We start from the raw sequence: 12,984 nt of genomic DNA on the forward strand, positions 1-12,984 counted from the left end.
AGGTCGGCGACCTCACCCGCAGTTTCAACGAGATGATCGACCGGATCCAGATCGCCTTCACCGAACGCGCCGCTTCCGAGGCGCGCTCCCGCCGCTTCGCCGCCGACGCCGGGCACGAACTCCGCACCCCGCTCACCTCGATCCGCGGCTTCGCCGAGCTGCACCGGATGGGCGCGATGGAAGACGCGGAGGAGGTGCTCGCCCGGATCGACGTCGAGTCGACCCGGATGGCGGACATCGTCGAGGACCTCCTCACCCTGGCCGGGCTCGATGAGCGACGCCCGATCGCGCGCACCCCGGTGGACGTGGCGGAGGTGGTCTCGGATGCGGTGGAGGGCGTCCGCGCGCTGGCCCCGGACCGGTCGGTGACGCTCGACGTGCGGGCGGTGCCCGTGATCTCCGGCGACGCCTCGCGGCTGGGGCAGGTGTTCTCCAACCTCGTCGTGAACGCCGTCCGGCACACCCCGGCGATCGCGCGGGTGTGGGTGGAGGTGGACGAGGAGGACGACGGCGGCGGCGCGGGGTTCGTCGCCGTGGTCCGCGTGCGGGACGACGGGCCGGGCATGGGCCCGGAGGATGCCGCGCGCGCCTTCGAGCGCTTCCACCGCGCCGACGATTCCCGGACCCGCGCCGACGGCGGGGGCAGCGGGCTCGGTCTGAGCATCGTCAGCGAGCTGGTGCACGCGCACGGCGGGACGGTCGAGCTCGACACCGCTCCCGGGGCGGGGGCGACGTTCACCGTCCGGTTTCCGCAGGAGGACGCCCCGACGCGCTGAGCAGACGGCCCCCGCCCGTACGCTCTACCGACATGACCGTCCGCCCGCCCGATCCGGTCCCCGCGGCTCGCGCCCCGGTTCCGGCCGCCACCGCGGTGCCCGGGTCGTCGCCCGTCACCTCCGGGCTCGCCCGCGTCCTGGACGACCTCGTCCGCATCCCGGGGACCCGCTACCGCGTGGGGGTGGACCCGGTGATCGGGTTCGTCCCCGTCGTCGGTGACGCGGTCGGGACCGTCGTGGCCGCGGCGGTCCTCATCGAGGCGATCCGCAACCGGGTGCCGGTCCGCATCCTGTTCCGGATGGGGTGGAACTACGTCGTCGACGCGGTCCTCGGGACGATCCCCTTCGTCGGCGACGTGGCCGACATCGCGCACAAGGCCACGTCCAAGAACCTGCGGCTGGTGGATCGGACGATCGCCGAGGGCAGGACCGTTGACACCGACGCCCGCGGCTACCTGCTCAGGGCGGTGGGGGCGGTCGGCCTCATGCTGCTCGTCCTGCTCGGGATGGCCGCCTTCGCGCTGTGGGTGCTGCTCAGGCTGATCGGGCTGTTCTGAGCCGGTCGGCCGGCCCGACCGGCCACCGGACGAGCCCCGCGACCTAGCGGGTGGCCGCCGGGAGGAGTCGCCGGACCACGTCGTCGAGGGTGAGGACCCCACGGACCTCGGAGGTGTGGGTGCCGGGGTGGTGTCCGGATAGTTCGACGACGACGAGGTGGGCCCGGGCCTCGCGCATCCTGCGGAAGGCCTCGGCCACCGAGAGGTCGTGTTCGAGGGAGACGCTGGGCCGCATGAGTTCACGGGCCGTGGCGGCCGTCCCGACGTCGATCGCGTCCCGCGCGTGCACCACGCCGACCGCCGTCTCGCCGTCGAGTACCAGGAGACGCAGGTGGCCGGTGCGGCGGGCCGTCTCCCGGATCTCCTCCGGGTTGGCGGCGATGTCGACCGAGGACATCTCCTGCGGGGTGGCGGGTGTGTCCACGCCCCGCTCGCCGAGCAGGTCACCCACGGTGAGCTCCTGCAGTTCCAGCGCGCTGAGCAGCTGGCGGTGGTGGGTGGCGTCGAGGGTCCCCGCCTCGCCGGAGTGGCGGACCAGCTCCCGCAACGAGTCGGCGTCCTGGCCGGCCGCCACCTCGTCCACGGCCTCGACCCCCAGCCGGTGGAGGATCGAGTTGGCGATGGAGTTGAGCAGGATCAGCAGCGGACGGGTGAGCCACAGGAAGCCGCGCATCGGCAGCGCGAGCAGGGTGGCCGAGTACTCCGGGTGGGTGATCGACCAGGACTTGGGCGCCATCTCGCCCACCACCAGGTGCAGGAACGTGACGATGATCAGCGCGAGGATGAACGCGATCACGTCGGCCGTCCACAGCGGCAGGCCCCAGCCGGTCAACACCGGGGTCAGCCAGTGGTGCACGGCCGGCTTGGTGATCGAGCCGAGCGCCAGGGTGCACAGCGTGATCCCGAGCTGGGACCCCGCCAGGAGCAGGGAGAGATCCGAGGCGTTGCGCAGCGCCGCGCGGGCGGAGGCGCTGTGTGCCGCCTCGTCCTCCAGCCGGTGACGCCGGGCCGAGATGAGGGAGAACTCGACGGCGACGAAGAACGCCGAGGCCGCGATGAGCAGGATCGTCGCGGGCACGATGACCAGCGGGTTGCTCATGAGGCCCGAGCCGGCCTCGGCCGCGAGCAGGGTGGTGGTGGGGGTCATCGCGCGTCCTCCTCGACAACGACGTGCAACTGGGAGGGGACGCGGCGCTCGATCTGGCGGACCTCGGTGCGCAGCACGCGGTTGGCCGAGATCTCCTCGAGAAGGTCCGTGTCCGGGAGGGGGATGTCGACGCGGTCGCCGACCTCTGGCAGATCGCCGGTGGTCTCGATCACGAGTCCGCCCAGGGTCTCGGCGTCCACCTCGGGCAGGGTGATGTCCAGCAGGCGCTCGACCTCGTCCAGGTGGGTGTCACCGGTGAGCAGCCAGCCCAGGCCCTCGCTGACCGGGGTGCCCACGGCGAGCTGCGGGTCGTGCTCGTCCGCGATCTCGCCGACGATCTCCTCCGCCATGTCCTCCATCGTCACCACGCCGGCGAATCCGCCGTACTCGTCCACCACCACCGCCATCTCCGCCTTCTCGGCGCCCAGGCGGGCGGCGACCTCCGGCAGGGGCAGGGAGGTCGGGACGACCACCGGCGCGCGCATCAGGGTGGACACCTGGACGAGGTCGGTGCCCTCGTCGTCACACACCGTGAGCAGGTCGTGCAGATCCACTATCCCGATCACGTCGTCGGAGTCCTCGCCGACGACCGGGTACCGGGTGTGGCCGGTGGCCATCTTGGACAGCACCTCGCACACGGTGTCCTCGGCACGGACCACGTCGGTGCGCGAGCGGGGGATCATGGCGTGCTCGGCGGGCTGGCCGGGGAAGTCGAGCATCCGGTCCAGCAGGCGACTGAGTTCGGGGGACAGCTCCCCGGTCTCACCGGACTCGGCCACGATGTGCTCGAGGTCGCGGGCGGTGGCGGAGTGTTCCTTGTCGTGCACCGGCTCGATGCCGACGAGCTTGAGCAGCGCCTCGGAGGCCTTGTCGAACAGGCCGATCAGCCACCCGAAGACCGCCAGGTAGATGGTGGTGGAGCGGGCCAGCCAGCGGGCGACGGGCTCCGGCCTGGCGATCGCCAGGTTCTTGGGGACTAGCTCGCCGAAGATCATCTGGACCACGGTGGAGAAGAGCAGCGCCAGGACGGTGCCGACGGCCACGCCGACGGCCCGCGGAACCGAGGCCAGGCCGAGGAGCTCGCCGAGCCCGCGCCCGATGAGAGGTTCGGCCACGAATCCGACCAGCAGGCCGGTGACGGTGATGCCGAGCTGCGCGCCCGACAGCATGAACGACGTGCGCCTGGTGACGCCGAGGACGCGCGCCGCGGCCGGGTCGCCCTTCTCGGCGGCGGCCCCCATGCGGGAGCGGTCGACCGCCATGAACGCGAATTCCTGGGCCACGAAGTACCCCGTGAGTGCGGTGATCGCCAGCACCACGACGATGCCGACCAGCAGCGAGATCGCGATGCTCATCCGGTGCTCCCCCTTCCGAGAAGGGGGTTGATAGATCGGGCCGGGGTATCGGCTCGGCTCACTGGAGATGCTCCTGCGCGTGCGTCGGGGATGTCGAGTCCGGGTCCTGTGCCCGGCGGCCCCCTGATTCTCCCGCCCGTGGCCCGGATTGTCGACTCTCACCCCGGTCCGGCGGCGCGGGTGAGATGAAGTTGTTTGACCGGAAGCACCGGAGTATCACTGTCTGACATGACAACTCGTGACTCCGAGGTCGCGCTCGCCGATACGGACCGCAGGTTCTTCGGCCACCCCCTCGGTCTGGCCAACCTGTCCGGCATCGAACTGTGGGAACGGTTCAGCTTCTACGGCATGCAGGGACTGCTGGCCTACTACATCTACTACGCGGTGGGGGAGGGTGGCCTCGGGTACTCCGAGCAGATCGCCACCTCGATCGTCGGCGCCTACGGAGGCCTCGTCTACGCCTCCGCCATCCTCGGCGGCTGGATCTCCGACCGGCTCTACGGTGCGGAACGCACGCTGTTCGGCGCGGCGGTGATGATCATGGTCGGCCACATCTCGCTGGCCCTCGTGCCGGGGGCGGTGGGGCTGGGCCTCGGCCTGGTGTTCGTCGGTGTCGGTGCCGGCACCCTCAAGGCCACCACCTCCACCGTGGTGGGCGACATGTACCGCCGGACGGACGACCGACGCGACGCCGCGTTCTCGATCTACTACATGGCGGTCAACATCGGCGGCCTGCTCGGGCCGCTGGTCACCGGCGCGCTCTGGAAGACGCACGGCTTCCACTGGGGCTTCGGCGCGGCCGCCGTCGGCATGGCCGTCGGCCTCGTCCAGTACGTCCTCATGCGCGGATCCACGCTCAAGGGCATCGGTGCGGCGGCACCGGATCCCCTGCCCCGGCGGCAGCGACTCCGTTACCTGGTCGGCGGAATCGTGGTGGTGGTCCTCATCGTGGTGGCGTTCGTCACCGGGCTGGTCCCGCTGGAGTCGTTGGCCAACATCGTCACGGGCGTCGCGGCGATCGGCGCGGTCGCCCTGTTCGCGATCCTCATCGGCAGCGCCAAGACCCGGCCCGACGAGCGCAGCCGCGTGATCTCGTTCATCCCGATGTTCGTCGCGTCGGTGGCGTTCTGGGCGCTGTTCCAGCAGCAGTTCACGGTGATCGCGATCTACTCGGACCAGCGCCTGGACCGCACCCTCGGCGGGTGGGAGATGCCCGCGAGCTGGGTCCAGTCCATCAACCCGCTGTTCATCATCGTCTTCGCGGCCGTCTTCGCCGCGATGTGGGTCCGGCTCGGCGACAGGCAACCCTCGACCCCGATGAAGTTCGCGTTGGCCAACCTCATCATGGGCGCGGCCTACCTCGTGTTCCTGCTGTTCGTGGGGAACACCGCCACGCCGCTGCTGGGGATCGTCGGCATCCTGTTCCTGTTCACGATGGCCGAACTCCTGCTGTCCCCGGTCGGGCAGTCCCTGGCGACCAAGCTGGCGCCGGAGGCGTTCAAGACGCAGATGGTGGCCCTGTTCTTCCTCACCGTCTCCATCGGCAGTGCGCTGTCCGGCGTACTCGCGGGCTACTACGACGCCGAGGACCCCGCCGCCGAGCGCTCCTACTTCCTCGTCCTGGGTGTCGCCTCGATCGCTGTGGCCGTGGTGATGGCGCTGCTCGCGCCGTGGATCAAGAAGAAGATGCTCGGCGTGCGCTGACCACCTCCCCGGTCGTCACGGCCGGGCGTCACGGCTGGTCGGCGGCGCCCGTCTGCCACGTCCGCCACGGCACGGACCAGTCCCCGTTCTGCCACACCTCGAGATCGGGTCCGCCGGTGCCCCGGACCTCCACCACGTCGCCGGCCACGGCCTGGTCGAAGTACCAGGAGGCGTCGGCGGGCGACAGGTTGAGGCAGCCGTGCGAGACGTTGGTGTTGCCCTGGGCCCACATCGAGTCGGCGAGCGCGTGGAAGTAGATCCCGTCGTTGGAGATGCGGACCCCGTCGGCGACCGTCACGCGGTAGCCGGCGGACAACGGCAGGCCGTAGGTCGAGGAGTCCATGAGCACCGATCCGGCCTTGTCGAGAACCGTGTAGGTGCCGGGCTGAGTCCAGAAGTGCATGGACACCCCGCCGTAGGTGGCGTACCCGCCCTTGCCCATCGACGTGGGCATGGTCTTGACCAGTTCCTGGTTGTGGAAGACCGACACGGTCTTGGTGGCGTCGTCGGCGATCGCGACCCGGCGGTCGCCGATCGTGAAGTCGACCTCGGCGCCCTCGCCGCCCCACTGGCCCCCGCCGAGGTTCCTGCCCTCGGTGTCCAGGTCCACCCTCACCCGGGTGCCCGTCTCGTAGTAGTCCCTCGGACGCCAGTGCGCCGTGGAGTCGTTGAGCCAGAACCAGTTGCCCTCCACGGCCGGCTCCGTGGTGACCCGCATGAACTCCTCGAGCCGGGTGCGGTCGGCGACGGGCTGGTCGAACCGGGCGGCCACGATGATCCCGACCCCGTACTCGCGGCCCGACTCCAGGGCGCCCCCGCCCGAGGAGACGAGGCTGGGGGTGACGATGGACTGGGGGGCGGCCATGGTGAACGTGCGCTCGTCGGTCTTCGGGCCGCCGGCCTCGCCGGTGTAGGTGACGGCGAGGGTGTACGTCCGCCCGTAGCCGAGCGTCACCGCCGGCGTCCACGAGTGGCCGTCCCGTGCGAGCTCCCCCTCGATCACCTTGCCCGCGTCGTTGGTGAGCACCGCCTCGGTGATGACGCCGTTCTCCACCGTCGCCCGCACCCCGTCGACCACGGCCACATCGGTGGCGCCGTCGGCCGGGGTGACCTCCAGGGCCGCCGGCGCCGGGGCCTCGGGGGTTGCCGATGCCGGGGTGGTCTCGCCCGCCGAGCCGGTGGGGGTGGGAATGGTGCAGCCGGCGGCGACGAGCAGGAGCGTCAGGAGTCCCGTGAGGAGGGCGAGAGGGATCAGCGCCGCCGTGCGCGGGCTGGTACCGGACCTGGACAGGGACATGCGTGACTCCGAGACAGAACGTGGGGCGTGCCGGCGAGTTCCGGCTGATGTCCACATGATGCCTGCGGGGTCCGACACGAGGCCAATCGAACCGCTGGCTCCCAGCGTGTCGTTGTGGAGTTGTGACCCGTGGCCCGGCGGCGGCGCTCGGCGCGGCCGCCGGGCGACGGGTACAACGGAGTTCATGAGTATCGATCGCCCAGTGACCATCATCGGCGGCCACGGAAAGGTCGCGCTCCGCGCCGCACGCATCCTCTCGGAGGCCGGTGCGACCGTGTTCTCGGTGATCCGCAACCCCGATCACGCCGGCGACATCCGGGACGCGGGCGCGAGCCCCGTGGTCGCCGACGTCGAGGCCCTCGACGTCGAGGGGCTCGGTGAGGTGCTGCGGGACAGTGGCACGGTGATCTGGTCCGCCGGTGCCGGCGGTGGGGACCCCGAGCGCACCTACGCGGTGGACCGGGACGCGGCGATCCGGTCCGTCGACGCCTGCGTGCGGGAGGGGATCGGGCGCTACGTCATGGTCTCCTACGACGGGGCGGGCCCCGACCACGGCGTCCCCGAGGACAACTCCTTCTTCGCCTACGCGGAGGCCAAGGCCGCGGCGGACGCCCACCTCCGCGACTCGGGGCTGGACTGGACGATCCTGGGCCCGGGCATGCTCACCGACGAGCCGGGAGGGGAGTCGATCGGGGTGGGTGAGGGCAGGCGGGAGGACCGGGCCACCAGCCGGGACGTGGTCGCCGCCGTCGTGGCCGCCGTGCTCCGTCGCCCGGACACGGTCGGACGGACCATCGAGTTCTCCGACGGGGACACCCCGATAGGCGAGGCCCTCACCAGGCGGTGAGCGGCGGGTGGGCCGACGTCCGGTCGCGGGCGTCTGGGCGAGCGCGGCCCCGGGGTCGGGCGACCGGGGTTATCCTTCCCCGATGAGGATCCTGGTCGGTGGCTCCTGGATCACCGTCCTCTGCGCGCTTCTCACCGCGTTCTGGAGCGTTCCGCAGTACCTGGCCACCGGGACGGTCACCCTCAGCTCGCATCCGCTGTTCGTGACGCTGTTCCTCTTCCCCGCGCAGATCGGGGTGCCGGTGAGCCTGCTCGTGGCGCTCAACTCGGTCCTGCTCCTGGTCCGGCATCAGCTCACCACCATCCCCCGCCGCGTCCTGGCCGGGGGGCAGATCCTCACCGTGACCTTCCTGGTGATCTGCGCTCTGCTCCTGGTGATGCCGAACGCGTTCGGCCGGGAGTTCATCGTGATGGCGCTGGCCTTCCAGATCGGACAGGTCGTGGTGGCCACCGGGCTGGCGCTCCACCTGTACCGGAGGCGGAGGTTCCGTACCCACTATCAGAGCGTCGGGTCGAACTGACGGCCCGTGCCCCTCCGCCCTGACACCGCCCCTCCCTGACACCGCCCCTCCCTGACACTATGGAGCCCATGCGAGCCATCCACATCTCCAGCCACGACGGACCCGGTGCCCTCGAGGTGGTCGACCTGCCCGAACCCGAGCCGGGGGCGGTCCTCATCGACGTCCACGCCTCGGGGGTCACGTTCCCGGAGGTGCTGCAGTCCCGCGGCAGGTACCAGATCTCGCCGCCGCTGCCGTTCGTCCCCGGGTCCGAGGTCGCGGGCGTCGTCCGTTCGGCACCCGAGGGGTCAGGCTTCACCGCGGGCGACAGGGTCTGCGCGTTCCCCGGGCTCGGCGGCTTCGCCGAGGTGGTCGCCACCGACCCCGCGCAGGTCTTCCACCTGCCGGACAACCTGAGCTTCGTCCAGGGCGCGTCCGTCCCCATGAACGTCCTCACCGTCCACTTCGCGCTGGCCCACCGGGGTCGGCTGCAGGCCGGCGAGACCGTCCTCGTGCACGGCGCGGGTGGGGGCATCGGGATCGCCGCCACCCAGTTCGCCGTCGCGATGGGGGCCCGCGTCATCGCGGTGGCCTCCACCGCGGAGAAGCGGGACCTGGCGCTGCGGGCCGGCGCGAGCGACGCGGTCGCGCCCGAGGGGTTCAAGGACGCCGCGAAGGAACTCACCGGCGGCAAGGGCGTCGACGTCGTCGTCGATCCCGTGGGCGGCGACCGGTTCACCGACTCCCTCCGCGCGCTCGGCCAGGAGGGCCGGATCCTCGTGATCGGCTTCACCGCCGGCGAGATCCCCACGGTCAAGGTCAACCGCCTGCTGCTCGGCAACAAGAGCGCCGTGGGCGTGGGCTGGGGCGAGTACTGGATGACCAACCCCGGGTACCTGCAGAAGCAGTGGGCCGAGGTCGAACCGCTGCTGGCCGCCGGCAGGCTCGACCCGCTCGTGGGCGCGGAGTTTCCCCTCGTCAGGGCCGCGGAGGCGCTCGAGCTGATGGACGGCCGCGGCGCCGTGGGCAAGATCGTCCTCACCCACGGACGCTGAGCGCCCCGCGCCCCGCGCCCGGCGGGCCGACCTAGAAGGCGCCCTCCGGCATCCGCATGACGTCGAGGTCCAGCGACTCGATCTGAGCGCGGGCCGCGGCGACCTGCGGCAGGTGGGTGCGCGCGAAGTGGCCGGCCACGGTGATCTTGCCGGTGTAGAAGTCGTGGTCCACGCCGGTGGCGCCGGGCAGCGCCGCGAGCGCCACGTCGGCCGACCGCAGCAGCATCCAGCCCACCATGAGGTCGCCGACGGCCATGAGCAGCGGGACCGCGCCGAGCCCGATCAGGTACAGCCTGTCCTTGTCCTCCTGCGCGCCCATGAGGTGCTCGGTGAGGGTGCCGATCATCGACTCGACGTCGCCCAGCGCGCGGGCCACCGCCACCCGCACACCCTCGAGCTCGGCGGGGCCGGCCTCGTCGACCGTCGCGTGGATCCGGCCCGCCACGTGACCGAGCGCCGTGCCGCCGTCGCGGATGATCTTGCGGAAGAAGAAGTCCTGGGCCTGGATGGCGGTGGTGCCCTCGTACAGCGAGTCGATCTTGGCGTCGCGGATGTACTGCTCGAGGGGGTAGTCCTTGAGGTATCCGGATCCGCCGAAGCACTGCAGCGACTCGGCCAGGCACTGGTAGGAGCGCTCCGAGCCGACCCCCTTGACGATCGGCAGCAGCAGGTCGTTGACCGCGTGCGCGAGCTCCGGTCCGGCGCCGGAGACCACCCGGGCGGACTCCACGTCCTGGTGGGCGGCAGCGTAGAGGTACACCGCGCGCAACCCCTCGGCGTAGGCCTTCTGCGTGAGGAGCGACCGGCGCACGTCGGGGTGGTGGATAACCGTGACCTTCTTCGCGTCCGGGTTCCCGGCGTCGGCCATGTCGTTGCCCTGGACGCGCTCCCTCGCGAACTCCAGCGCGTTGAGGTAGCCGGTCGACAGGGTGGAGATCGCCTTGGTGCCGACCATCATCCGCGCGGCCTCGATGGTCTTGAACATCTGCTTGATGCCCAGGTGGGCGTCGCCAGCGAGGAAGCCCACGGCCGGATGACCGTGCGCGCCGAACGACACCTCGCACGTCGCGGACGCCGCCAGCCCCATCTTCTTCTCGATCCCGGTGACGTACACGCCGTTGCGCTCCCCGGGGGCGGCGGTCTCGGGGTCGGGCATGTATTTGGGCACGAGGAAGTAGCTCAGCCCCTTGGTGCCGGGGCCGGCGCCCTCGGGCCGGGCGAGCACCTGGTGCCAGATGTTCTCGAACAACTCGCCCGAGTCGGCGCCGGTGATGAAGCGCTTGGACCCCTCGATGTGCCAGGTGCCGTCGGGCTGTTCGACCGCCCTGGCCCGCACGGCGCCGACGTCGGAGCCGACCTCGGCCTCGGTGAGCATCATCGACGAGCCGTGGTTGCGGTCGATGATCCGCCTGGCCCACCCCTTCTGCTGCTCGTTGCCGATCGTGTACATGATCTCGGCGAACAGCGGCCCGGACAGGTACATTGAAGATCGACGGGTTGGCGCCCACGAGGAACTCGCTGATCGCCCACGTCACCAGCCGCGGCGCGGCCACGCCGCCGACCTCGGGGTCCACCCCCACCAGGCCCCAGCCGGCCTCCTGCCACGCGCGGACGGACGCGACGTACTCCGGCGGCAACGTGACCTCGTGCGTGGCGGGGTCGAACGTCGGCGGGTTCCGGTCGGCCACGGAGAACGACGCCGCGACGGGCCCCTCCGCCAGCGCCGCGGCCTCGCGCAGCATCGTGCGGACGGTCTCGCCGTCGAGTTCGGTGCGCTCGTCGGCCTCGAGGATCTCGTCCAGGCCGAACAGGTCGAACAGGACGAACTCCAGGTCACGCGGATTGCTGCGGTAGTGGTTCACTCGCCGGGTCCCTCGTCGATGGTCCGGCGCGCCGACGGGCGCGCCACTGGCCCACCGTAGGCCCTCCGCCGCGCTCCGGGGCGCGGTTGCGGACCGTGCTCCGGAATTCTCAGCCGACGAGCGCCCGCAGCCGCCGCCCGGCCTCGTCGAGCACCTCGGGCCGCTTGCAGAACGCGAACCGGACCAGGTGCGACCAGTCGCCCGAGTAGACGTCCGTGAACGGCGCGAACGGGACCGCGGCCACCCCGATGCGTTCGGGGAGCCCGAGGCACCACGCCGCCGCGTCGGTCACCCCGAGCGGGCGCGGGTCGGCCGTGAGGAAGTAGGTGCCCTCGGTCACGACGACGAGGTCGAGCCCGACGCCCGAGAGGATCTCCGCCAGCTGGTCCCGCCGAGCCTGCAGGGAGTGCCGCAGGGTGTCGATCCACTCCTGCTCGTGGCGCAGGGCGTGGGCGACCCCCAGTTGCAGGGGCGTGCCGCCGGCGTAGCTCATGTACTGCTTGGCGGTCCGCACCCCCGCGACGAGGTCGGCCGGGCCGGTGACCCACCCGACCTTCCACCCGGTGCAGCTGAGCATCTTGCCGGCGCTCGAGATCCGCAGCGTCCGCTCGGCCATCCCCGGCAGGGTGGCGATCGAGACGTGCTCCACCCCGTCGAAGGTGAGGTGCTCGTACACCTCGTCGGAGATCGCGATGGCATCGAACTCGTGGCACAGCGCCGCGATCTCCGCCAGGTCCTCCCGCGGCAGGACGGCCCCGGTGGGGTTGTGCGGGGTGTTGACCAGCACCGCCCGCGTCCGCGGGGAGAACGCCGCCCGCAGCGAGTCCACGTCGAGTCGGTGACGATCGCCCGAGCGGACCATCCGCGCCGCGCGCCGGGTGGCCCCGGCCATCGCCACGGTGGCGGCGTAGGAGTCGTAATACGGCTCGATCACCACCACCTCGTCGTCGGGCTCCACCAGGCCCACCACCGCGCCGGCGATCGCCTCGGTCGCGCCGACGGTCACCAGCACCTCGGTGTCCGGGTCGCGCACCAGGCCGGTCTGCGCGGCGGTGAGGTCGGCGATCGCGTGGCGCAGCTCCGGCACCCCCGTCCCCGGCGGGTACTGGTTGTGGCCCTGACGCATCGCCCGCGCCGCGGCCTCGATCATCGACGCCGGCCCGTCGGTGTCCGGGAAGCCCTGGCCGAGGTTGACGGCCCCGTGCCTGGTCGCACGCTGCGAGACCTCGGAGAAGATGGTGGTGGCGTGGTCCCTCAGTCTGCGGACGGTCATGCGGGCAGCCTAGGGCCGCCGCGGTCGAGGGATACGATGGATGCATGACCGAGCACCTCGCCGCCGCCCCGTCCACCGCCGGTTCAGGCGCCACCGTCGCCACCGTCGCCACCGGCGGCACGGTCGGGCCGGTCGGGCCGGTCGGTAGGGTCGGCCCGTGCACCCAGCGCCGCACGGTCCTGGCCGCCCTGCCCGGGATCGTCCTGCTGCCGGGGATCGCCTCGGCCTGCGGCATGACCGAGCCGGCCCAGCCGCCGTCGACCGTGCAGCAGACCACCGAGGTCCGGGCCACCACGATCCCCGCCGCCGACGTACCGGTGGGTACGGCCCGGCAGGTCAAGACCGGCGACGCCACGGTGATCGTCGCGCAGCCCACCGAGGGGGAGTTCGTGGCCTACTCGGCGCGGTGCACCCACCAGGGCGGGGTGGTCCAGGTGGTCCAGGGCATGACGCTGCGGTGCCCGCTCCACGGCGCCGAGTACGACGCCACCGACGGGCGCAACACCCTCCCGCCGGCCCCGCGCCCGCTCGACGTGGTGCCCGTGACCGTGGCGGGCGGCCAGCTCACCCTCGGCTGACCGCGCCCCCGCGCCCTGCATCCCCCCGGCCCCC

At 71.7% G+C, this 12,984-nt stretch carries 11 protein-coding genes and 1 pseudogene; 7 read left to right on the forward strand and 5 right to left on the reverse strand.

The window, feature by feature from the left end; translation table 11 throughout:
• Positions 1–776, forward strand: a 776-nt coding sequence (locus Q0444_RS02785; protein WP_299021206.1) for a cell wall metabolism sensor histidine kinase WalK, incomplete at its 5' end; no start/stop codon positions are given.
• 32 nt (positions 777–808) lie between these two features.
• A complete protein-coding gene (locus Q0444_RS02790) occupies positions 809–1,333 on the forward strand; it encodes a DUF4112 domain-containing protein (RefSeq protein ID WP_291082881.1) in 525 nt (174 codons plus the stop codon).
• A gap of 43 nt (positions 1,334–1,376) precedes the next feature.
• Here Q0444_RS02790 and Q0444_RS02795 read toward each other — a convergent pair whose 3' ends face one another.
• Both Q0444_RS02795 and Q0444_RS02800 read right to left on the reverse strand, forming a co-directional pair.
• Entirely contained in the window at positions 1,377–2,480 is a 1,104-nt protein-coding gene (locus tag Q0444_RS02795) for a hemolysin family protein (RefSeq protein WP_291082884.1), read from the reverse strand.
• Entirely contained in the window at positions 2,477–3,835 is a 1,359-nt protein-coding gene (locus Q0444_RS02800; protein WP_291082886.1) for a hemolysin family protein, read from the reverse strand. Before Q0444_RS02800 ends, Q0444_RS02795 begins: the two co-directional genes overlap by 4 nt.
• Before the next feature lie 228 nt (positions 3,836–4,063).
• On the opposite strand from Q0444_RS02800, the gene Q0444_RS02805 reads away from it, so the two are divergent.
• Positions 4,064–5,539 carry a peptide MFS transporter gene (locus tag Q0444_RS02805; RefSeq protein WP_291082889.1) on the forward strand — a complete coding sequence of 492 codons (1,476 nt, stop codon included), beginning with the start codon at positions 4,064–4,066 and terminating at the stop codon, positions 5,537–5,539.
• Between the two features lie 28 nt (positions 5,540–5,567).
• On the opposite strand, the gene Q0444_RS02810 is transcribed toward Q0444_RS02805, so the two are convergent.
• Positions 5,568–6,836, reverse strand: coding sequence for an Ig-like domain-containing protein (locus Q0444_RS02810; protein WP_291082891.1), 1,269 nt, complete (start codon positions 6,834–6,836; stop codon positions 5,568–5,570).
• Positions 6,837–7,020: 184 nt separating this feature from the next.
• Here Q0444_RS02810 and Q0444_RS02815 point away from each other — a divergent pair, with 184 nt between their 5' ends.
• The 3 genes from Q0444_RS02815 (at position 7,021) to Q0444_RS02825 (ending at position 9,237) form a co-directional block, all read left to right on the forward strand.
• Positions 7,021–7,683: an NAD(P)H-binding protein gene (locus Q0444_RS02815; RefSeq protein WP_291082894.1), complete on the forward strand. Its 663-nt coding sequence runs from the start codon at positions 7,021–7,023 to the stop codon at positions 7,681–7,683.
• A gap of 82 nt (positions 7,684–7,765) precedes the next feature.
• Positions 7,766–8,203: a hypothetical protein gene (locus Q0444_RS02820; RefSeq protein WP_291082897.1), complete on the forward strand. Its 438-nt coding sequence runs from the start codon at positions 7,766–7,768 to the stop codon at positions 8,201–8,203.
• A gap of 68 nt (positions 8,204–8,271) precedes the next feature.
• Positions 8,272–9,237, forward strand: a complete 966-nt coding sequence (locus Q0444_RS02825; RefSeq protein WP_299021213.1) for an NADPH:quinone oxidoreductase family protein — start codon at positions 8,272–8,274, stop codon at positions 9,235–9,237.
• A gap of 31 nt (positions 9,238–9,268) precedes the next feature.
• Here Q0444_RS02825 and Q0444_RS02830 read toward each other — a convergent pair.
• Together Q0444_RS02830 and Q0444_RS02835 are read right to left on the reverse strand one after the other, a co-directional pair.
• Positions 9,269–11,099: pseudogene (locus tag Q0444_RS02830) on the reverse strand (acyl-CoA dehydrogenase).
• Between the two features lie 109 nt (positions 11,100–11,208).
• Entirely contained in the window at positions 11,209–12,372 is a 1,164-nt protein-coding gene (locus Q0444_RS02835; protein ID WP_291082910.1) for a pyridoxal phosphate-dependent aminotransferase, read from the reverse strand.
• 44 nt (positions 12,373–12,416) lie between these two features.
• Between Q0444_RS02835 and Q0444_RS02840 the strand changes: the two genes are divergently transcribed.
• The gene (locus Q0444_RS02840; protein ID WP_299021217.1) at positions 12,417–12,950 is read left to right on the forward strand and encodes a Rieske (2Fe-2S) protein; all 534 of its coding nucleotides are present in this window, start codon (positions 12,417–12,419) and stop codon (positions 12,948–12,950) included.
• The last annotated feature ends 34 nt before the right edge of the window (positions 12,951–12,984 follow it).

Source organism: uncultured Dietzia sp., from assembly GCF_937873725.1.
Taxonomy (GTDB): Bacteria; Actinomycetota; Actinomycetes; order Mycobacteriales; family Mycobacteriaceae; genus Dietzia.